This window comes from uncultured Paraglaciecola sp. (genome assembly GCF_937123705.1).
GTDB lineage: Bacteria > Pseudomonadota > Gammaproteobacteria > Enterobacterales > Alteromonadaceae > Paraglaciecola.
The window spans coordinates 61437-83268 of the sequence record NZ_CAKZKO010000138.1; the positions used below are offsets into that span (position 1 = coordinate 61437).

The following is a 21832-nucleotide window of genomic DNA, read 5'->3' on the forward strand; positions in this document are numbered from 1 at the left end:
CGCAAGCAGTGTTTTCAGTGTGCAATCATTAGCTCAAGAACCGAATGATAGTGATGGTGAAGTTCGCTATATTTCTGATGATTTATTTACCTATCTTCACGCAGGTCCTGGCCGAAATTTCAGAATACTAGGATCTGTGGTTGCGGGGACACGGGTTACTTTGTTGCAAGAAGATGCTGAAAATAAGTTCGTCGAAATTATTGATGAGAAACAACGCACTGGCTGGGTTGATGCAGAATTTATCAGTGTCAGTAGAAGTGTTAGGGAACTCGTACCAGGGTTACAACAGCAAGTTGACGAGAACAAAAAAACCATGCTGCAACAACAGCAAAATATTGACTTGTTGAATCAGCAAATAGCCGACCTGACTTCACAAAATACCAATTTGCAGAAAAAGCTAAGGTCCGCTGAAAAGGAAAATCTAGAAAAATCTCAAACCTTGGCAAGTTATGATCAAACTGCGCAAATGCAATGGTTTATTCGAGGTGGTATTGTGGCCATTATTAGCTTGCTTCTAGGGATTATTCTGACTTATTTACCGAAGAAAAAACGTAGAAATGATAATTGGATGTAGCTTTCTAGGAATTTCAAACTGAGGGTGCCCCCCGCTTTTTGATACCGCTGGCGCTTGTCTCAAAACCTCTGCATAATAGAATAAAAGCGATAAACGTGAGGCAAAATTGATGAAATGGGTGATGACAATTTTATTCACACTATTTGGTTTGCTTCAATATCGTTTGTGGTTTGGAAAAAATAGCATACCTGATTTTATGATTTTAAAAAATGAAGTTGCACTGCAAGTTACCCACAATGCCAATCTAAGGCAGCGCAACAATTTATTGAAAGCAGATATTCATGATTTGAAAATTGGCTTAGATGCTGCTGAAGAACGTGCCAGAAATGAGCTGGGTCTTATTAAGCAAGGCGAAACCTTTTATCGCATTTTACCCTCTCAAGAATAAACTCTATGCCTTTATCTGCTCAATATTCTGTGGTCGTCCCAGCTGCTGGCGTTGGTAAGCGCATGAAAGCAGATAATCCTAAACAATATTTACACATTGCTGGTAAAACAGTTATTGAGCACACCCTAAACAATTTACTGGCACACAACCAAATAAAACGCGTGATTGTGGCACTTAACCCAAGTGACACCTTATTTGCGCATTTGCCCGTTGCTAGTGATCCCCGTGTTGACACTGTAATTGGTGGACAAGAGCGTAGCGATTCAGTGTTAGCAGGACTCAATTATTTGCCGAGTAATGAAGCATGGGTGTTGGTACATGATGCAGCCCGACCTTGTTTTAAGGCAACAGATTTAACTGCCTTGCTGCAACTGGTTAATCATAATATTTGTGGCGGCTTACTGGCCACTCCCGTTCGAGATACAATGAAACGTGCGGTCAATATTACCGCCGACAACCATATGTTCGTTAAACAAACCGAATCTAGAGAGAATTTGTGGCACGCTTTAACGCCTCAGTTTTTTAAACTGGAATTACTAAAAAAGGCATTAGATTTAGCTAATGCGCAACAAGTTACTATCACGGATGAAGCATCTGCAATGGAGTTGTTAGGAGAAAAAATTGCATTAATAAAATCGTCTCCTGCAAATATAAAAATCACCGAGCCAGAAGATCTAATGTTGGCAGAGTTTTACTTGAATCAAAAAACTAACTAAATGGCGAATGGAGATTTAACCCAAAAATGAGCATCCGTATAGGTCATGGTTATGACGTTCACAAATTTGGTGGCATTGGCCCAATCGTTATTGCCGGCGTCAAAATCGAACATAACAAAGGTTTGATAGCCCATTCTGATGGCGACGTAGTATTACATGCACTATGCGATGCCCTTTTGGGTGCCTTGGCACTAGGGGATATTGGCAAACATTTTCCAGATACTGACGCTAAATTTGCCGGAATAGATAGCCGCGAGTTACTGCGCCATGTATATAAACTGATAGTGGATAAACAATACCAACTAGGCAATGTTGATTTAACTATAGTGGCGCAAACTCCAAAAATGGCACCTCATATTGAGTTAATGAGGCAGAATATCGCCAAAGACCTGCAAAGTGATATAAGCCAAATCAACGTAAAGGCCACCACCACAGAAAAGTTAGGGTTTGCAGGTCGAAAAGAGGGCATTGCTGCCCATGCTGTTGTGCTAATACAAACATCTGTACAGGGTAGCTAATGCAACTAAACCATTGGTTATACCTGTACCCTAAGTTAACTATTTCAGGGCAATTTAAAAGCAAAGTTGAAGACTTTCAAGTGACTGAACAGCTTGGCTATAATCCTATTGGTGAGGGTGAACATATCTACCTTTGGGTTAGAAAAAAAGGATTGAATACAGCTTACTTGGCTGAGCAAATTGCCAAATTTACTCAATTACCTTTAAGAGCCGTGACTTACGCTGGCCGTAAGGATAAACATGCACAAACCGAACAGTGGTTTAGTGTCCATCTGCCTGGCAAAGGTGAATTTGACTGGACTCAATTCAACCAACCAGGTGCTGAGATACTTAAATCCATAAGGCATAATAAAAAACTAAGAACGGGCGTATTAAAAGGCAATCAATTCAACATTACCCTTAGGCAACTCACATCAACCACTGGTATTGATGCACGATTACAACAAATTAAACAACAGGGTGTACCCAATTATTACGGCCCTCAACGCTTTGGCAGTACACTACATGATCCCCGTGGTGGCAATTTAGTATTAGCCGAAAAAATGATAAATGGCGAGACCATCCGTAACCGTAATAAGCGCTCTATGGCAATCTCCGCACTGCGTTCGTGGCTTTTCAATGAAATGTTACATAGCCGACTGAAAAATGGCTGTTTGAACAAAGCCTTGCCAGGTGATGTTATGCAACTAGCTGGCAGCCATAGCTTTTTCTGTGCCGAACAGCTTGATGAAGCAACGCTTTCACGTATTCAACAGCAAGACATATACCTAACGGCACCGTTGTGGGGCTGTGGTCAACTAGCCAGTCAATCTGAGGCATTACAGTTCGAACAAGGTCTGGCTCAACTGCACCCAGCCGTTACCAAAACCTTAGAAGAATTAGGTTTGAAGCAAGAAAGAAGAGCCACTAACCTGTTTCCAAAAGATCTTAAGTGGAGTTTGCAACAGAATGTACTGAACCTTAGTTTTTCACTTCCGACTGGCACTTTTGCTACCTCGGTTTTACGAGAGCTACTGGATTTACAAGATGACAGCCATTCCGAGTCTTGAACCCTGACTTAAATGACGTTACACACAATAATAAAAATAGGCATGACATGAGAGCAACATCACGCAAAGGAGAAAACCTTTCGCAACTTTTGCATAAAGAAGGGATCAGTAACACTAAAGTACTGAACGCTATTGCCAGAATTCCGAGGGAGTTATTCTTACCCGATGCTTTAAAACATAAGGCCTATCAAAATACCGCCTTACCTATTGGTCAGGGACAAACCATCTCTCAGCCCTATATTGTTGCTCGAATGACGGAATTGTTATTGGCATCCGACAATCAGGTACAAAAAGTGTTGGAGATAGGCACAGGTTCTGGCTATCAAACAGCTGTATTGGCGCAATTGTTCAAGAATGTGTATTCAGTCGAGAGAATTAAATCTTTGCAATTTCAAGCCAAACGACGCATGAATCAGTTGGACTTGCATAACGTAAAAATGAAACACGGCGACGGCTGGCAAGGCTGGTCTAGCAAAGGCCCCTATGATGCAATCATAGTCACTGCTGCCGCCAGCGAAATGCCGAAACAGTTATACCAGCAACTGAATGACGGTGGTCGTTTAATCATTCCGGTTGGTGAAGAAAATCAGCAATTACACTGTGTAATCAGGCGAGATACAGAATTTGAATCGACTGTTGTTGAAGCGGTTAGATTTGTGCCTTTAGTAGCGGGAGACATTATTTGAAACCAGCAAGAACAAAAAGTGGTTATCTAGGTATCACAGCTAGAGGCATACTAATGGGTGCCGCAGACGCTGTACCGGGAGTTTCTGGTGGTACTATCGCATTTATGACAGGCATATATGAGGAGCTGATATTTTCTCTGAAACAATGCAGTATCAGTGCCTTACGCATGCTGTTTCAGGATGGTTTAAAAGCCGCATGGCAACATATCAACGGTAGTTTTTTGTTGGCTTTATTTACTGGCATTATCCTTAGCATTTTAACGCTCACAAGAGTCGTGTTATTTCTGCTAGACAAGCACCCCATTTTATTATGGTCGTTCTTTTTCGGACTCATATTGGCGGCTGTTTGGTCTGTTTTACGCCATGTTGAAAAGTGGAGTATGGGCATAATTGCAACTTTTTTAGGCGGCGCAGTGAGTGCTTTTCTCATTACAACTATCAGCCCAACAACTATTGAAACATCCCCTTTGGTGGTGTTTTTGTCAGGCATGATTGCTATCTGCGCGATGATTTTACCCGGTATCTCTGGTAGCTTTATTTTACTGATATTAGGCTTGTACGCCCCTATGCTAACTGCAGTAAAGGAATTACAGCTTGTCACTTTGTGTGTCTTTGCAAGTGGTTGCGTAGCAGGCCTATTAAGCTTTTCTCATGTATTAAGTTGGATGTTTAATCACTTCAAAACCATGACTTTAGCCTTGTTAGGGGGTTTTATGCTGGGGTCATTAAACAAAGTCTGGCCTTGGAAACAAACAATAGAAACTGTCATTGATCGCCATGGAAAAGAAATACCAATAGTTCAGCACAACATTTTACCTCACACCTTTGAAACGCTACACAGTCAACCCGCCTATCTAGGCTTTGCTATTGCCTTAATGTTACTAGGAATGGGTATGGTGATTGCGTTAGAAAGGCTAGGGCAAAAACCAGCGGACAATGAATGAAAATACGGCTTCAAAAATTTCTCTGGTTTCCTAAGCATCTTGCTTATTCAACTATTTTTGCTTGCGGAGTCTTAACCCTTAGTTGTTCAAACCGCAATCAACCTGCCCCTGTCACTGAACTCTATCAAGGTAAAACATTTAGAGATTTTGAACAACAAGCCTATTCAGCAACGACATACCAAGTTAAAGCCGGCGATACCTTATACTCTATTGCTTGGTATTCCGGAAAAGACTATCGAGATATAGCCCGCATCAATAAGATAGCTGCTCCATATCAAATACAACCCGGCCAAGTTCTCACCCTAAATAATCCCCCTAAGTCAATACGACCAAAGTTGCATAAAGCCACTGGTCAGACTTCGAAAACAATTATAAATCAAGCTGTTGACCCTTCTAAAAAGCAGGCGTATGGTAAAAGTGAACGAAAATTAAACAAAGACTCAATTGAGTCTGCTACCGGTCAATTTCCTGATCGAGTTAAACGTTGGCATTGGCCTACAAAAGCAACCGTTTCACGGGGTTTTTCAGTCAAAGAACAAGGCAACAAAGGCTTAGATTTTTCAGGAAAACTTGGAATGCCAATTTTGGCATCGGCCGATGGAAAAGTTGTATACACGGGCGATGCATTACGTGGATTTGGAAAACTAGTCATTATTAAGCACTCCGACGCTTATCTAACCGCCTATGCTCATAATGACAGCATCTTAGTGAAAGAAAAGCAGTGGGTTTCGGCAGGCCAAAAAATTGCCACTATGGGTAAAAGTGGAACCGATACGGTGAAGCTTCATTTTGAAGTAAGGTACGAGGGAAAATCCATTGATCCTTTGCGCTATTTACCCCGCAGATAATAACAATAAAAAATAAATGTACCTGAGGAGAAGTTGAAGAGTCACTACCGTTAAGGAGATACCATCATGGGTCAAGAAAAAACAGTTGTAGTGGAAGTTGATGCTTTCAGTGATATTGAAAATGCCGTAGAGCGAGAACTTGCCAAGGCCGAAAAAAAGGCCGAAGAACAGTTAGAAGATATATTAGCCAGTAAAGAAGACAAATCCAAAAACCTCGACGCCACCCAGTTGTATTTAGGCGAAATTGGATTTTCCCCCTTACTATCAGCCGAAGAAGAAGTCTATTTTTCACGCCGCGCTTTAAAAGGCGATGAGGCGTCACGTAAACGCATGATTGTGAGCAATTTACGCTTGGTAGTAAAAATAGCCAGACGTTACAATAATCGTGGATTGGCTTTGCTCGATTTAGTAGAAGAAGGAAACTTGGGCCTTATTCGTGCTGTCGAGAAGTTTGATCCGGAACGCGGCTTCAGGTTCTCTACTTATGCGACTTGGTGGATAAGGCAAACTATTGAACGAGCAATCATGAACCAAACTCGTACTATTCGCCTTCCCATTCATGTAGTGAAAGAGCTCAATGTTTACTTAAGAGCCGCTAGAGAGCTTTCCCAAAAACTCGATCATGAACCTACGGCCGAAGAAATTGCTGAAACGCTCCACAAACCAGTTCGTGACGTCTCCAAAATGCTGCGCCTAAACGAAAGGATTGCTTCGGTAGACACGCCCATAGGTGGTGATAACGAGAAGGTTTTACTCGATATTATTGCGGATGACAACGGTCATGGGCCTGAAGAAGATCTACAAGATTCAGATATTAAACTCAACATCATCAAATGGTTAGAAGACCTTAATCCTAAGCAACGAGAAGTATTAGCAAGACGCTTTGGGCTATTAGGTTATGAGCCTTCGACTTTAGAAGATGTAGGTGCGGAGATTGGCTTGACTCGGGAAAGAGTCCGTCAAATACAGGTAGAAGCCTTACGTCGACTCAGAGATATGCTGGGCCATAAAGGTTTAAACTTAGAGGCTTTGTTTAACAAACTTACCTAAAGCCTAAGAGATAAAATACAAAAAAGCCTCGTTGAGGCTTTTTTAGTTATAAGTTGGACGTTTTGGGTAAATCAAAAATATCCTATAGTGCAGCGATAGCCGCCCCATAGTTTGGTTCATCAGTTGTTTCAGCAACCTGTTCAGCATGTACTACTTTGCCTTGCTCATCGATTACCACTACGCTGCGAGATAATAAACCAGCCAAAGGACCATCGCTAAAACTCACCCCGTAATCAACACCAAAACTGCCTCTAAAGCTAGAGCCGGTTGCGACATTTTCGATGCCTTCAGCACCACAAAACCTAGCCGCAGCAAAAGGTAGATCAGCCGACACACATAGCACTTTAGTGTTATCTAGATCGCTGGCTTTTTGGTTAAAGGAGCGAATTGAAGTAGCACACACGCCTGTATCTACTGAAGGAAAGATATTTAAAATCAGTTTAGATCCGGCGTAATCTGCCAGTGTTGTCTCAGACAAGTCCGTTTCAACTAAAGTAAAATTGGGTGCCTGAGCTCCTACTTGTGGTAAATCACCTACTGTATTAAATGCGTTGCCTTGTAATGTAACTGTCGCCATTCTGTTATTCCTTGGGAGTGAGTGTAGAGTTTATTGTAGCCTAAAAGAGAATAAGATTAATCGTTTCAATATGAACTAGGTAGGTTTCCTTTGCTTCACCCATGTTTAGTGGTCTGTTTATCAAGGGTGATAAAGCGATAACCATAAGGATTGCAGGGATCTGCCAGATGTTTTTCACAGGCTATTTCTCGCCAGATATACTGTGACTCATAATCTGGAAAATAAGTATCTCCGGTCACATCTAATTCAATTTCGGTTAAATATAATCTGTGGCAAAATTCTAGGAAATGCTGGTAAATAGTACCACCGCCTATAATCATCACTTCTGATTCATCTATATCCTGCTGGCTAAAATACTCTGTCGCCACAACGATAGCCTGTTCACAACTATGCACCACAGTTGCATCTTGCAGGGTAAAAGTCTTATCTGAGCTGACAACTATATTGAGACGACCAGGTAAGGCTTTCCCAATAGAAGCATAGGTTTTACGCCCCATAATAATGGGCTTTCCTAAGGTCACTTTTTTAAAATGTTTAAGATCGGCTGGCAAATGCCAAGGCATTGCATTATCAGCACCAATAACGCGACTATTAGCCATCGCGGCTATCATTGAAATTTGCATCATTTTAAGAAAGTACTTTAAGAAAGGTGAAGAAGGTAAATTAAGTATATAAGAATTAGTCGAAGCCAGAAATACGTTTCTGACTTCGTGCTAGCTATTTGTGGGGACTATTCTTTGGTATAAATCACTTCGAAGTCGTCGTCGCCATCAAAGTCATCATCATCGTCATCAAAGTCGTCATCTTCGAAAGCATCTTCAATGGTATCTTTGTGGTAGGTATCCCATTTGAAGCCTGTGTCTTCATCTTTAATTTCAGGCAACTGTTCTTCTGGTAACGATTCGATAAAGTCCATAGACTTCATACACAATTCTTGAGTACCTATTTTCTGGAAGGCTGATATTTGGAAATACTCACCCTGCCACTCTAGCGCTGCGGCAATGTCTTTGCACAATTCGTTGGCTTCATCCTCGAGCATCAAATCGACTTTATTAAAGACTAACCAACGGGGTTTAGCGGCAAGTTTAGGGCTATATTTTTCAAGTTCCGAGATAATCGCTTTAGCATTTTCCACTGGATCCGAGCCGTCTGAAGGCATTAAATCAACTAAGTGTAACAATACTCGGCATCGCTCTAGGTGTTTTAAAAACTGTATACCTAAACCAGCACCTTCGGCTGCACCTTCAATCAAACCGGGAATATCGGCAATCACAAAACTGCGCATAGAGTCTAAACGCACTACCCCTAAGTTAGGCACTAAAGTGGTAAAAGGGTAATCGGCGACTTTAGGCTTGGCCGCTGACACACTGCGAATAAATGTCGACTTACCAGCATTTGGCATACCCAGCATACCTACATCGGCTAACAACATGAGCTCTAGCTTAAGGTTTCTCACTTCACCCGGTGTACCGTCAGTCTTTTGTCTTGGGGCACGATTGGTACTGGTCTTAAAGCGGGCATTACCTAAACCATGATAGCCCCCCTGTGCCACTTTCATGCGTTGGGTGTGCTTGGTTAAGTCACCCAACACTTCGCCTGTATCACTATCGGTAGCGCGTGTTCCCACTGGCACTTTAACTTCTAAATCAACTCCACCTCTACCGGTACAATTAGCACTTTGGCCTTTTTTACCATGTTCGGCGCGATGGAAGCGTTCAAAACGATAATCAATCAAGGTATTTAAGTTTTCGTCTGCAACTAAATAGACACTTCCGCCGTCGCCACCATCACCACCATCTGGGCCACCATCAGGCACGTATTTTTCGCGGCGAAAACCGACGACACCATTACCACCATTACCCGCTTCAACACGGATATCAGCTTCATCTACAAATTTCATGACTTACTAACACCTTGAATATGACTCAATTGAGTCCAGTATAGTCTGATCATACTAATAATTACTATGCAGACCATTTTTATGACTTCAACAAAAAGCCCCGCATAAAGCGAGGCTTTTTTAAAAATCTACGAACAATTGCTAATTAAGCAACGATGCTCACAAATTTACGATTTTTAGGACCTTTTACTTCAAACTGAACTTTACCATCTGATAAAGCAAATAAAGTATGATCTTTACCGATACCCATATTGTTACCCGCGTGGAATTTAGTACCACGTTGACGAACAATAATGTTACCAGCTAAAACAGACTCACCACCGTAACGCTTAACACCTAGGCGTTTACTTTCTGAATCACGGCCGTTGTTGGTACTACCACCAGCTTTTTTATGTGCCATTTGTAACTACTCCTACTTAAGCGCTAACACCAGTGATTTTCACTTCTGTGAACCACTGACGGTGACCCATTTGGGTACGTGAATGTTTACGACGACGGAACTTAACGATTTTAACTTTTTCACCGCGACCATGAGTAACAACTTCAGCTGTCACTTTGCCACCAGTTACAAAAGGAGTGCCGATTTTAATATCGTCACCATTACTTACCATTAAGACTTCATCAAATTCTATTGACTCACCTGGAGCCACTTCGATTTTTTCTAGGCGAAGGGTTTGACCTTCAGCCACACGGTGTTGTTTGCCACCACTTTGGAAAACCGCGTACATAATTAAACTCCGCACTGTGTCTCTTGACACGTATATTCATAAAACAGGCGGCGGATTGTACGTGAACAGATACCACCTAGCAAGCCTATTTCTTAATTAATTTGGTTAATTATCAAACGCTTTAAACTTGCTAATACATTTTTACTGATTCAGGCCAAAGTGCCACTGGATACCCTAATAAATTTCTGTAAAATCCACCAGCAGATCGGCAGTTCATAATTGAACTTCATTCAATATGGGTAAAATATCAGTATGAAATTAGAAACGATTAATCAACTCGCACATCAAGATATGTTGGCAGTAAACAAGCTCATCCAACAACAAGTTGATTCTGAAGTGTCGCTGATTAATCAGTTAGGTTTTTATATTGTCAATAGTGGTGGAAAACGCCTACGCCCGTTGCTAACTGTACTTGCAGCCAAAGCATTAAAGATACAAAACAATCAACATCATACACTCGCCACCATCATTGAGTTTATTCACACAGCCACCTTACTTCACGATGATGTAGTCGACGAATCTACTATGCGCCGTGGCAAAGAGACGGCTAACGCCGTATTTGGCAATCAGGCCAGCGTTTTGGTTGGTGATTTTTTGTACACCCGGTCATTTCAAATGATGGTGAGTTTAAGACGCATGGAGGTGATGGAGATTTTATCAGACGCCACAAATGTGATTGCTGAAGGCGAAGTATTGCAATTAATGAACTGCAATGATCCCGACACCAGCGAAGCTAGTTATATGCAAGTAATTTACAGTAAAACTGCGCGTTTATTCGAAGCGGCCACTTTGCTTGCCGCCGTCCTAACTGAGCAAAATAAAGAAATCGAATTCGCCATGCAAGAATATGGAAAATATTTAGGTACGGCTTTTCAGTTGGTTGATGACATTCTTGACTACGCTGCTGACCCCGACACTATGGGTAAAAATGTGGGTGATGATTTGGCTGAGGGAAAACCTACTTTACCGCTTTTATATGCCATGTGGCATGGCAACAAAACCCAAAGTCAGCAGATAAAAGAAGCCATAGAAAGTGGTAACGGCATGCAACACTTTGATGAAATCATGGCCACAATGCAGCAAACTGGTTCTCTTGATTACACCAAAAAGCTGGCCTTAGAAGCTTCGGAGCAAGCTATCGAAGCGCTCGCTCCAATCGCCAGCTCTGAATATAAAGAGGCTCTTATTGGGCTGGCGAAAATTGCGGTTGAAAGGGCGGCATAGTTTTTGTCACGTACCCGCCCATTATTATTTTTTATCCAGCTTTACTCTGCCGCTGACACTCGACACTTCCACCTTGGCACTGCCACCATTTAAAGCGAACTTTAACCAGCGACTAGGCCCGTATTTAGCCTTCTGCATTTGATCGTCAGACAGGTTGTTGATAATTCTACCGCCCGCATGTCCTTCAATATCAAATCGTGCCGATACATCCTCTTGTAACGCTAAACGAATAGATCCTCCTACAGAAGACGCCTCAATTTCACCGTTATCATCCAGTTCTAATTGTGCATTTATTGCACCATTGACGGTTTCCATCATTAGCTGGCTAACATTACCCAGCATTAACTTAATATCGCCATTTACCGTTTCAACAGAAATATCACGGCTTTCACTCGTTACGTGAATATCACCATTGACCGAACCGTAAGAATCCTCGCTTCCTTTGGCACTACGAGATTCAATCTCACCATTAACCGTCTCAATTTTGACATCACCTTCTAAAGCATTGGCAGATATATCGCCATTTACTGATTCTAAGCGAATACGCCCTGCTAATTCTTCGACTTTTATCGAACCGTTCACTGTTTCAACTGTTGCGCCACCTCGCACCTGTTTAACCCTAACGCTAGCATTTACCGCGCTGTAATATAGGTTGCTTTGTCGCGGCACGAATATTTCTAAATCATCTCCATCATCCGATCCCCAATTCCCCCAACCTCTGTTGTTCTTAATTTTTACCTTGATAAGCACTTCGTTGCCATCTTGCTCAAAAATGAACTTTTTAGTTCTTTCGCCTAATGTGCCTACTACCCTTACCTCTGATTTATCCCAAGCCATCACCTTAGCTGAGCCGTTGATGTGCTCAATTTGTACATAGGGGCTTTCTGAAACAGCAAGTGACTTATCCACCTTTTCAGTAGCTAATACACCTAAGCTAAGGCACCAAAACCCTGCAAACGTTAATATCTTTTTCATACTTACACTCCTAGAAACTTTACACATTAAATATGTGACCACTTGGGTGAATGCACCCGTTCAATTAAATTAATTTGCTGTTGATGTACACTCTGCAACATCTTTAATAACGCCATATTATTGGGTTCATTTTTTAAAGCTGCTTTTATGGCCTCAGCGGCGGCATCCAGCTCAGTCAATTGGCTTTGCCAGTTCTGCGTCAATGCAGGCTGATCTTCGAATTTGACTAATAACGCATTTTTTTGTTGTAAGTGCTGTGCACTTAATGACGCTACCAAACCATCTCCTGTCAATGAAACAGGCTGTTGGCCAACCGACAACCAGCCGATCAAGCCAAATATGGCAGTGGTTGCTGCGATCAAATACATTTTGCCGCCCACAACACTAGGGGATGTATCTTGTGTATCACTCGACAAAGCTAATTCAATGCCCGGCCACAGATCTCGCTCGGGTTGTTGCTCTTTATCCACTTTGGTTAGCTGCTCGGCTAATACCTCTTCAAAATTTGATTTATTCATAGCCCATCCACTCCTTCAATAACTGTTTAGCGCGGTGGAATTGCGCTTTACTGGAGCCCACTGCCATATTGGTCATAGTGGCAATCTCCTCGTGGCGGTAGCCTTCAATGGCGTGTAATACAAATACAATTCTTGCTCTCTCGGGCAGCTTTGCGACATAACTTTGTAGATCTATCTGACTGCTAGACTCATCTGCTTCGGCATTCATGGCCACAGAGTCTTCGATATTAAACATTTTCTGCAACCAACCCTTTTGCTTTCGGATATAAGAAATGGTGATGTTCGACGTTACCGTATGCAGCCAAGTCGAAAACTTACTATCACCCTTAAAATTACCAATTTTTCTCCATAGTTGAATAAACACTTCTTGTGCGGCATCTTCAGCCATGGTCTTTTCGCCTGTCAGCCGAAAACACAACCCATATACTTGGCCAATGTATTGCTGGTACAAGCGGTTATAGGCTTGCTTGTTTCCGTCCTGCACAGCTTTTATTAAGTCCCACTCACTTTTTGTGGCAAACTTATGTTGGGCAGCGACAACATTTCCTTGGGTAGTCAATCTAATGTCTTATTGTTGTTGTGTTAAAAGATTAGTCGCAGGGTAGATCACAAAGGTTTAAAGCACCAAAATAAAAATTTGAAATAGTAAGAATAACCATGAACAACAATGATTAAGTGAAAGAGACGATAAATATTTAGCATGTAGTCATAAACAATAAAAGGGCTCAAGTGTCAGTGAATAACTCTTCAACTTTTAATCCCTTATTTTCCCGATTGATTGCACTTCTACCAATTTCGAAAACGGCGCCTTGGTTGAATAAACCTATTAGCCAGGTTTTAATCCCTGTTTTAACCACACTTAGTGTTTACTTGGTGACTGGACGATTAATTAATCGACTCGCCAATTTACCTCATGAATCTTACTTTGAACCACAGTTAACACTTGCAGTACTCAGTAATATTGGTGTAATTAACCTATTACTATTGAGCGCATTGTTACTGTTCCTCTGGAAAAAAGGGTCATTAAAGAGCGAATGGTAAGTCTTCCAGCAAGGTGAGATGATTCGTTTCTTTGTAATATTTTTAGGATTTCTCATCGTTTGGCCATAAGCGACTCTGGGATATAGTTTCTATTTTAATCAGGGCTACTACTTCGATCGTATTCTATTAGTTATTTTTTTCATCTCCCTGTGGTGGCGAGTGCCTACTGGTTACCTGCTGTTGCCAAACTACAACTAGATTGGTTTAACTACGGTCAGTTACACAATATGACTATTGACTTTCATAGTCGGCATCCATTCTACTAGCCCAAGAGTCGGATGGTGATATTCAATACCATCTCGTATAGGGATCTCATATGCTGCATTATCAAAGTCAGTAAAGGTATGGGTCAATGCTGCAATGGCTTCATCCATAAATACATCTAAACCAACATAATTGACTATTTTCACTATATCCTGAGAGCTATAAATAGTTGTTTTCAAAAATCATTTCCTTCACTATCACTCGGTTGATGTCAAAATATTGTATTGATTTTTCATCGATAATATTGAGACATACCGCAGAACAACAATTTAATTCAAGCAATAAGTGTTTGATCCAATATACGCCAGTACTTGCAATTGGCGGACGTAAAATAGGAGAAAACCAATGGGCGTAGTGCTCAACCTTAACATCAAAGGAATCTAATGGTGAAGACATCCCCCATCCATTGGCTTTAATAACCGCCTCTTTAGCTGTCCATATTTGATAAAAGTGTTGTATGAATTCGTCCCTATTAACCTTTAACAATCCCAAATTTTCTTGTTTAGAAAAGAACTTCGATGCCACATTTCTAGCATCTTGGATCTCTTTAGCGATTTCAATATCCACGCCTATTGGAGCCAAATTAGTTACTGCCAACAATGCTATATGCCCTGAATGGCTGAGATTAAAATATAGAGGTAGTTCAACCTTATTTTTGAGATACGGTTTTTGCTTTTGATCTAGAGCAAACTGAATGTCTGCAGCAGAAAAACCTACATATCGACTTAATATCTCTCGAACTGCCGTATGAAAAAACGCCCAAACTGTACCATCTTGGGTTCTCTTAAAACGATTAGACTTTATTACTTCCTCGTTCGAGAGAGTCGACGCCGAACAAACCGTAAATACTTTTTTGCTGTCATACTTAATAAGCCATATGTGTACTTCATTGTTTTTCAATTTCTTTTCCACAGTTCCCCTTAAGTACTCATATATTATTAACTGAGCATTATTAATGCTGTTTTATAACACTTCTTACCAAAAAATGAATTACGCTGGTTAAAATCAAAGCTATATGTTTATGATATAAACACATGATGAGTGATTCATTAATTTGACAGATTATAGGTAGTAGAGACTTGCAGTTAAAAAACGTTGAAGATATTTATCCTCTCTCTCCTATGCAAGAAACCATGCTTTTTTATGCTTGTAGCTTGTCATCGTCTAGTGATAGCCATTCAAACCTTAATAAGCAGGATGTCTTATTTAATCAAACTCGTTTTATATTGAATGGAGAGCTTAAACAATCCCAGTTCAAACAGGCTTGGCAAGCCATCATTGAACGCCATGCTGCACTGCGTACCGCTTTTGTGTGGGAAGGGTTAAAATCACCGCAGCAAGTAGTTCGAGCACAACTAAAAGTGCCTTTTGAATTTATTGATTTAAGTCACCTATCTTCTAAAGAACAAGATACTCAGCTGCTTGATATTTGCCAAAAAGACCGGCAATTGGGATTTAATCCTATCAATGCGCCACTTATGCGCGTGATATTGATCGCTTGTTCACCCAGCTCCCACCAATTAATTTGGAGTAGTCACCATCTTGTAATAGACAGATGGTGTATTCCTGTTATTTTCGATGAGTTATTAAGGCTATATCAACAACTCTTAGATGAAGCCAAAGCCACTTATCAAATCGCCCCATCATTCAAGCACTACATAACTTGGCTTAAAAAAATCGATACAAAACAAAACAAATTGTATTGGCTCAAACAACTCAGCGGTTTTACGCAACAAACGTTTATTACTAACAAAGCACTTACCCAGGTTGGGCAGTCTAAAAATGCCAGTCTAACGTTTAATTCAAGTGAATTGTTGCACCTCAAAAAGTTCTGCAAAATAAATCAACTTACCATGGCTAGCGTAATTCAAGGTGCTTGGGCTATGGTATTAAACCAATATAATCAAAATTCAGACGTCATTTTTGGAGTGGTGGTATCGGGTAGGCCACCGCAGCTAGAAGGAGTTGAAGAAATTATTGGCTCATTTATTAACAACTTGCCTATTAGGGTTAAGTTCTCGCCGTTATTCTCCGTCATATCATGGCTGCAAAATCTGCAAAAAGAAGCCTACAAAAAAACCGCTTATGAGCACACTCCTGCAACAACACTGCAAACATGGAGTGATCTCCCTATCCAACATGTCCTTTTTGATTCCATACTAGTGTGGCTTGCCCCGGCAAAAATAACCCAAACAGAACAATTAAGCATTGAAGCTTTACCATCAAACATGTCCACTAGTTACCCATTAACTTTATCCATTGAAGACACTGGGAATGAATTGAATCTGTTTGCGAAACTGGATAATCAGTCGCAAAGTGTCGCTCCTTTAGCTGATATTTTGTTGCAGCTAAAAGATTGGATAATCACGATATGTAAGGTCGATGACCAGACGCTTTTGAGTGAATTGCCAAACCTAGTCTGCAAAGATACAGAGACAAATGTAAACCATACAGAAGAAAAAAATCTACATGCATTAGTCGATTCGGAAGGCTCTATTGAGACTGTGCAAAGTGCAAAAAATACGTCGGGCCGAGAAGAAACCAGAATAGACTGGTTAGAAGAATATTTAAAATCCGAATGGATGCGCATTTTGGATGTACAAGATATCGGCTTGGATGATGATTTTTTTACTCTAGGTGGAACATCCATTAAAGCTGCACAGCTGCTGGCAAGCGTCGAAAAGGCTGAACGTAAGAAAATACCCATGTTATCGTTATTTCAACGACCTACCATAAGGCATATGGCCAAAACTATCAGTGAAAAAAATTGGCCACTTAACCCTAATGTTGTCACAGCCATAAATAAAAGTGGCAAGTATACTCCAGTTTTTTGTATTGCTTCACCTGATGTAAACACTTTGGGCTACGCTAATTTATCTAATCAATTAGGTGATGATTTTCCCGTTTACGTTATCCAAAATCCACCAGATATCAATGCCGTTAGGCAAATTAATGCTTCTGAAATTCCTAAGTTGGCTAGTATTTATGTTACAGAAATGAAAAAAATTCAACCCCGCGGCCCCTATCAATTAATTGGTATGTGCACTGGTTCCCATATCGCTTTTGAAATGGGAAAACAAATCGAGAAATTAGGTGAAACTTGCCAGTTCTTAGGGATCATAAATACTTGGGCTTTTTATACCGTTTCAGCACTGTACAAATATAGCTTCATCGAAAATCGTTGCAGATATTATATAGGCAAGCTAAAAACACTCAATGTCGTTGAGGCTAAGCGTTTAATCAATAAAAAGCTGGGTATCACCAAAAACCCAGTAATTCAAGATGACACTACTGAGCAAGTTAATAACCAAAGTCCCCCCAAAGTGACTCCACAAGAAGTGCCCTATTCCATAATTGATGATGTTGGCTGGGCACATTTAACACCCGACATTGTAAAAATGTCACAAAAAATCACAGTATTTCGTTGTAAAAAACAGCAGTACTGGCGAGTGTCTATGATGTGTTTAGGTTGGACTAAACATGCAAAAAATATCGATATTATTGACATAAAAGGTAAAGTCCACTTAGAAGTTTTGCGCTACCCCTATGTTGCGGACATAGCCGAAAAATTAAGAAAAAGCTTACTTAAAAGTATAATCTAAGACTGAATAACAATTCATGAATAAAAATGGAACTTAAAAATGCTAAAGGTAAAAAATATGATTGTTAAGGCCCTTCAAGTAATTACTTTGGCGTCCATGCTGTTATTTAGCAACTTTGCTTGTTCACATGAACTGGAACAAAGTTATGTGTTTCTAACAATCAACGACACATCCATAGACGGCCGATTAGAAATCAATATTCCAGACCTCAATCGCGCGCTATCTTTAAATTTAGCCACTGATAAAAGTGTTAAGCCTGAGGATATTCAACGTTATCTGCCCGAGATTAAGCAGTATTATTCGCAACATGTCAGCATAGATATTGGTGAAGGCATTGTTCTAAATGATTTTTTCTTACATTCCATTCCCAGCGCGCAATATCTTGCCTTGAACTTTTCGTTTAAAAACTTAACCAGTGTCCCTGAATTTATTGATTTTGAATATTCCATATTGTTTGATGTCGAACCGAACCATCGCGGGTTTGTAGTGATCGAAAATGATTGGCGCAGTGGTACCTTTGACGATGAAGGAAATATAGCGCTTATATTTACTCCTGACGATACTAAACGACGGTTAGACCTGACTGAATCTACAGTCCTGCAAGGCTATTTTGAAATGTTCAAATTAGGCATTCATCATATTTGGGAAGGCATTGATCATATTTTATTCTTGTTAGCCTTATTACTACCCGCAGTTGTACATAGACTCAAAAAGGAATGGGTTCCCACCGAAAAGTTCTACCCTTCCTTTATTTACGTGGTCAAAATCGTAACCGTTTTTACTCTTGCGCATACTATTACTCTTAGTGCCGCCACATTGGGTTTAGTCAATTTGCCGTCAAGATTAGTTGAATCCATTATTGCCATATCCATTGCCATTGCTGCTTTAGATATTATTTATCCCATTTTTCGCGGCAGAATTTGGCTAGTTGTGTTTGTATTTGGTCTATTTCACGGCTTTGGATTTGCCAGCGTATTAAGTAACTATGCCATCCCTGAAAGCTACCTTACCTTGTCATTATTATCATTCAATCTTGGCGTAGAAGCAGGACAAGTCGCAATAGTGGCAGTGTTATTCCCCATTTTATTTTTGCTGCGCAATAGTTGGGTATATCCCAAACTATTCCTTAAAAGCGCAGCAGCAGTACTAATTATTATCTCAATGTATTGGTTTATCGAAAGAGGTTTTGAAATTGATTTACCTGCCGGTGCAGCGATGAATTGGGTACTTGATTTATTGGGTTTGAGATAAAGCATGGATTTTTCATGGTCATCTGAACAGTTAGCTTTTAAACAAGATATAGTGGATTTTGCGACTAAAAACCTCAACGTTGACACCGCAGCTAGAGATTTAAATTGCGAATTTCCATTTGAACTTTGGAAAAAATGTGCGGACTTTGGCATTTTAAGTATGTCCGTTGCGTCCCAATACAATCACAGCAAACAAGATACTGAGTTTATGACCGCCATGTTGGCCATGGAAGCTCTTGGTTATGGTTGTAGAGACAATGGATTGACCTTTGCGCTCAATGCTCAAATGTGGACAGTACAATTACCCATATTACATGTGGGTAACGAGCAACAGAAACAAAAGTATCTACCTGCAATGTGTCGGGGAGAAATCATCAGCGCCCACGCAATGACCGAGCCAGAAGCCGGTTCAGATGCTTATTCGATGCAAACCACAGCAACCCCGTGCGATGGTGGTTATTTGCTAAATGGGAAAAAATGCTTAGTTAGCTTGGCGCCTATTGCAGATTTGATATTAGTCTATGCCTCAACCGACCTATCATTAGGCAATTGGGGGATAACAGCGTTTCTAATTGAGAAAGGCACTCAAGGCCTTGAACAAAGTGCACAGCAAACCAAAATGGGACTTAGGACAGTGCCCATTGGAGAACTCACTTTCAAAAACTGTTTTGTATCCGAACAAAATATATTGGGAACTGTTGGCTCAGGAGTAGGTGTATCTCAAAGCTTTTTAGACTGGGAGCGCTGTTGCATCTTGGCTAGCCAGTTGGGTGCAATGGAACGTCAGCTTGATGAATGTTTAGCCTTTGCTAGAAAACGTAAACAATTTGGTAAGTCTATTGGCAAATTCCAATCCGTAGCCAACCGAGTTGTGGAGATGCGTTTACGGCTCGAAACCAGCCGACTATTACTTTACAAAGTCGCATGGCTCAAGGGGCAAGGTCAATCGGCTATGCTCGAATCTGCTTTACTCAAATTGCACCTTAGTGAGTCCTTTATGGAGTCAAGCATTGATGCTATCCGTATTCACGGAGGTCGCGGGTATTTAACTGAATATGAAATTGAAAGAGACTTACGAGATGCTGTTGGTGGGACTTTGTATGCTGGTACTTCAGATATTCAACGTAACATCGTTGCAGGAATTTTAGGGCTATGATTTTTTTACTCCATCATTTGGTAGAGCATTATGCAGATCAAACTCCTGATGCTGATGCGGTATTTTGTTTACAAGACTCGTTGAATTATGCGTCGTTAAACAAAAAATCTAACCAACTTGCTCACTGTCTAAATAAAAATGCAGTAAAAAAAGGAGATCGTGTTGGCATTTACATGGATAAAAGCTTGGAAATGGCCATTGCAGTCTACGCTATATTCAAGGCAGGTGCCGCTTACGTTCCATTAGATCCTAGCGCTCCAGCAAGTCGTATTGCAGAGATTATTCAAGACTGTAGGATTGACGTTCTAATCAGCGCTGATAATAAAATCAAACGTCTAACTAAAGTCAATGAGCAACTCAGTAAACCTCTCACTTTAATGGGCTGTAGCCAGTCGATTGAAAATTGCAGCTCCATCAGTTGGGCAAAAATTCATGCCGAATTCTCCACCTGTAATTTACGAGTAAAAATTATTGAAAGTGATCTTGCCTACATTATTTATACGTCTGGCTCTACGGGCAAACCCAAAGGCATCATGCATACTCATTCCAGTGGGTTAGTTTATGCAAAATGGGCTGCAAATGAAGTAAAACTCACAGCGATAGATCGTATAGGCAATCATTCACCATTACATTTTGATATCTCTACATTTGATTGGTTTGCCACTGCTTTTGTGGGCGCCAGCACTATTGTGATTCCGGATGAATACACTAAGATGCCAGCCAGTTACGCGAAGTTGATCGAAATCAGTCAGATGACGGTGCTATTCACTGTGCCTTATGCTCTGATTCAATTGTCTATTCGTGGCGAACTAGCTGACAGAGATTTGCGACAACTTCGACGCATTATGTACGGTGGAGAACCCTTCCCAATCAAACATCTCATAACGTTAATCGAACAATTACCTCAGGTAACATTCGATAACATTTATGGCCCAGCGGAAATCAATGGTTGTACACGTTTCACTATAACTGATGTGCAACAATCAACAACAAACATCCCGATTGGAAAAATATCCCAAATTGCAGAGGCATTAGTCGTAGACGAAAATAATAACCAAGTAGCATACGGAGAAAGTGGTGAGTTGTTAGTGAGAACACCTACCATGATGCAGGGATATTGGGGTAGGCCCGAATTAAACCAAAATGTGTTTTATTTTCAACAAGATGGCGTCAATGAATTACGACAAAAATTTTATCGAACTGGCGATATTGTCAAATTAGATCAAGACCAAACCTTATGGTTTTTAGGCCGTAAAGATCGCCAAATAAAAGTGCGTGGTTACAGAGTTGAATTAGACGAAATAGAATCTACCCTGGTTTCCTTTCCTGACATTGAAGAGGCCGCTGTATTTAGTATCAAACTTGAAGATCACAGCAATCAAGTTCATGGGGCTTATACTATTAAGGGCGACATTGACTGCAATACCAAACAACTCAATCAATATTTAAAAGAGCGCTTACCCAGCTATGCAATTCCTTCGGTATTAAAGGTTAGAGAATCATTTCCACGTACCACTTCAGATAAAATTAACCGCACTGCATTAAGTAAAGAGGCTGAACATGACAACAATTGAAATAGCTAATATTTCAGAATCGATCTGTAAATTTTTATGCGAAGAAGTGTTACAAGAAGATATCGAACTGGACCTAGATGACAATTTACTTACCGAGCTTGATATCGATTCATTAGGTATGTTGAGGTTGGTGGGTTTTGTCGAATCAGAATACCAAATAAAAATTCCTCCCATTTTTTTTACTATTGAGAATTTTAGAAGTATTAACACTGTAAGTTATCTAACCCACAATATTTTACGGGATTAACAA

The 21832-nt window shown here is 40.6% G+C and carries 25 protein-coding genes; 15 read left to right on the top strand and 10 right to left on the bottom strand.

The genetic code is table 11. The features are described from left to right. Positions 1 to 19 precede the first annotated feature (19 nt). The 9 genes from Q0688_RS17415 (at position 20) to rpoS (ending at position 6773) form a co-directional block, all read left to right on the top strand. Positions 20 to 574, top strand: a complete 555-nt coding sequence (locus Q0688_RS17415; RefSeq protein ID WP_299079857.1) for a TIGR04211 family SH3 domain-containing protein — start codon at positions 20 to 22, stop codon at positions 572 to 574. A gap of 109 nt (positions 575 to 683) precedes the next feature. After that, complete coding sequence (ftsB, locus tag Q0688_RS17420) at positions 684 to 962, top strand: cell division protein FtsB (RefSeq protein ID WP_299079859.1); 279 nt, start codon at positions 684 to 686, stop codon at positions 960 to 962. Between the two features lie 5 nt (positions 963 to 967). Further along, positions 968 to 1678, top strand: coding sequence for a 2-C-methyl-D-erythritol 4-phosphate cytidylyltransferase (gene ispD, locus Q0688_RS17425; protein WP_299079862.1), 711 nt, complete (start codon positions 968 to 970; stop codon positions 1676 to 1678). Positions 1679 to 1704: 26 nt separating this feature from the next. Continuing rightward, a complete protein-coding gene (gene ispF / locus Q0688_RS17430; RefSeq protein ID WP_299079865.1) occupies positions 1705 to 2196 on the top strand; it encodes a 2-C-methyl-D-erythritol 2,4-cyclodiphosphate synthase in 492 nt (163 codons plus the stop codon). After that, positions 2196 to 3245, top strand: a complete 1050-nt coding sequence (truD, locus tag Q0688_RS17435) for a tRNA pseudouridine(13) synthase TruD (RefSeq protein ID WP_299079868.1) — start codon at positions 2196 to 2198, stop codon at positions 3243 to 3245. Before ispF ends, truD begins: the two co-directional genes overlap by 1 nt. A gap of 47 nt (positions 3246 to 3292) precedes the next feature. Continuing rightward, positions 3293 to 3931 carry a protein-L-isoaspartate(D-aspartate) O-methyltransferase gene (locus tag Q0688_RS17440; protein ID WP_299079871.1) on the top strand — a complete coding sequence of 213 codons (639 nt, stop codon included), beginning with the start codon at positions 3293 to 3295 and terminating at the stop codon, positions 3929 to 3931. Further along, positions 3928 to 4875 carry a DUF368 domain-containing protein gene (locus tag Q0688_RS17445; protein WP_299079874.1) on the top strand — a complete coding sequence of 316 codons (948 nt, stop codon included), beginning with the start codon at positions 3928 to 3930 and terminating at the stop codon, positions 4873 to 4875. The genes Q0688_RS17440 and Q0688_RS17445 overlap by 4 nt, the downstream gene beginning before the upstream one ends. Further along, entirely contained in the window at positions 4872 to 5723 is an 852-nt protein-coding gene (locus Q0688_RS17450) for a peptidoglycan DD-metalloendopeptidase family protein (protein ID WP_299079877.1), read from the top strand. The genes Q0688_RS17445 and Q0688_RS17450 overlap by 4 nt, the downstream gene beginning before the upstream one ends. Before the next feature lie 66 nt (positions 5724 to 5789). Then, on the top strand, positions 5790 to 6773 hold the full coding sequence (rpoS, locus tag Q0688_RS17455) for an RNA polymerase sigma factor RpoS (protein WP_299079880.1): 984 nt from the start codon (positions 5790 to 5792) through the stop codon (positions 6771 to 6773). Positions 6774 to 6855: 82 nt separating this feature from the next. On the opposite strand, the gene tpx is transcribed toward rpoS, so the two are convergent. The 5 genes from tpx to rplU all read right to left on the bottom strand — a co-directional run bounded on the left by tpx (position 6856) and on the right by rplU (position 9978). Then, positions 6856 to 7350: a thiol peroxidase gene (tpx, locus tag Q0688_RS17460; protein ID WP_299079883.1), complete on the bottom strand. Its 495-nt coding sequence runs from the start codon at positions 7348 to 7350 to the stop codon at positions 6856 to 6858. A gap of 95 nt (positions 7351 to 7445) precedes the next feature. Then, positions 7446 to 7976 carry a type 3 dihydrofolate reductase gene (gene folA, locus Q0688_RS17465; protein ID WP_299079886.1) on the bottom strand — a complete coding sequence of 177 codons (531 nt, stop codon included), beginning with the start codon at positions 7974 to 7976 and terminating at the stop codon, positions 7446 to 7448. Positions 7977 to 8080: 104 nt separating this feature from the next. After that, entirely contained in the window at positions 8081 to 9250 is a 1170-nt protein-coding gene (cgtA, locus tag Q0688_RS17470; protein WP_299079889.1) for an Obg family GTPase CgtA, read from the bottom strand. 145 nt (positions 9251 to 9395) lie between these two features. Continuing rightward, positions 9396 to 9650 carry a 50S ribosomal protein L27 gene (rpmA, locus tag Q0688_RS17475; RefSeq protein ID WP_007622901.1) on the bottom strand — a complete coding sequence of 85 codons (255 nt, stop codon included), beginning with the start codon at positions 9648 to 9650 and terminating at the stop codon, positions 9396 to 9398. A gap of 16 nt (positions 9651 to 9666) precedes the next feature. After that, positions 9667 to 9978, bottom strand: a complete 312-nt coding sequence (gene rplU, locus Q0688_RS17480; protein ID WP_299079893.1) for a 50S ribosomal protein L21 — start codon at positions 9976 to 9978, stop codon at positions 9667 to 9669. A 252-nt stretch (positions 9979 to 10230) separates the two neighbouring features. Between rplU and ispB the strand changes: the two genes are divergently transcribed. Then, positions 10231 to 11202, top strand: coding sequence for an octaprenyl diphosphate synthase (ispB, locus tag Q0688_RS17485; RefSeq protein WP_299079896.1), 972 nt, complete (start codon positions 10231 to 10233; stop codon positions 11200 to 11202). A gap of 24 nt (positions 11203 to 11226) precedes the next feature. On the opposite strand, the gene Q0688_RS17490 is transcribed toward ispB, so the two are convergent. The 5 genes from Q0688_RS17490 to Q0688_RS17510 form a co-directional block, all read right to left on the bottom strand. Continuing rightward, on the bottom strand, positions 11227 to 12177 hold the full coding sequence (locus Q0688_RS17490) for a hypothetical protein (protein ID WP_299079899.1): 951 nt from the start codon (positions 12175 to 12177) through the stop codon (positions 11227 to 11229). A gap of 26 nt (positions 12178 to 12203) precedes the next feature. Then, on the bottom strand, positions 12204 to 12695 hold the full coding sequence (locus Q0688_RS17495; protein WP_299079902.1) for a hypothetical protein: 492 nt from the start codon (positions 12693 to 12695) through the stop codon (positions 12204 to 12206). Beyond that, entirely contained in the window at positions 12688 to 13254 is a 567-nt protein-coding gene (locus tag Q0688_RS17500; protein WP_299079904.1) for an RNA polymerase sigma factor, read from the bottom strand. Before Q0688_RS17500 ends, Q0688_RS17495 begins: the two co-directional genes overlap by 8 nt. 700 nt (positions 13255 to 13954) lie before the next feature. After that, a complete protein-coding gene (locus Q0688_RS17505; protein WP_299079907.1) occupies positions 13955 to 14179 on the bottom strand; it encodes a hypothetical protein in 225 nt (74 codons plus the stop codon). Next, entirely contained in the window at positions 14160 to 14912 is a 753-nt protein-coding gene (locus tag Q0688_RS17510) for a 4'-phosphopantetheinyl transferase superfamily protein (protein ID WP_299079911.1), read from the bottom strand. The genes Q0688_RS17505 and Q0688_RS17510 overlap by 20 nt, the downstream gene beginning before the upstream one ends. A 167-nt stretch (positions 14913 to 15079) precedes the next feature. On the opposite strand from Q0688_RS17510, the gene Q0688_RS17515 reads away from it, so the two are divergent. Genes Q0688_RS17515 through Q0688_RS17535 form a run of 5 tightly spaced genes read left to right on the top strand, consistent with a single transcriptional unit; the run spans position 15080 to position 21829 of the window. Beyond that, positions 15080 to 17602 (top strand): condensation domain-containing protein, encoded by a 2523-nt coding sequence (locus tag Q0688_RS17515; protein WP_299079914.1) that lies wholly within the window; start codon positions 15080 to 15082, stop codon positions 17600 to 17602. 57 nt (positions 17603 to 17659) lie between these two features. Further along, the gene (locus Q0688_RS17520) at positions 17660 to 18853 is read left to right on the top strand and encodes a HupE/UreJ family protein (RefSeq protein ID WP_299079917.1); all 1194 of its coding nucleotides are present in this window, start codon (positions 17660 to 17662) and stop codon (positions 18851 to 18853) included. A 3-nt stretch (positions 18854 to 18856) separates the two neighbouring features. Beyond that, entirely contained in the window at positions 18857 to 20008 is a 1152-nt protein-coding gene (locus Q0688_RS17525) for an acyl-CoA dehydrogenase family protein (protein WP_299079920.1), read from the top strand. Continuing rightward, positions 20005 to 21582, top strand: coding sequence for an amino acid adenylation domain-containing protein (locus Q0688_RS17530; protein ID WP_299079923.1), 1578 nt, complete (start codon positions 20005 to 20007; stop codon positions 21580 to 21582). Before Q0688_RS17525 ends, Q0688_RS17530 begins: the two co-directional genes overlap by 4 nt. Then, on the top strand, positions 21569 to 21829 hold the full coding sequence (locus Q0688_RS17535) for an acyl carrier protein (protein WP_299079926.1): 261 nt from the start codon (positions 21569 to 21571) through the stop codon (positions 21827 to 21829). The genes Q0688_RS17530 and Q0688_RS17535 overlap by 14 nt, the downstream gene beginning before the upstream one ends. The last annotated feature ends 3 nt before the right edge of the window (positions 21830 to 21832 follow it).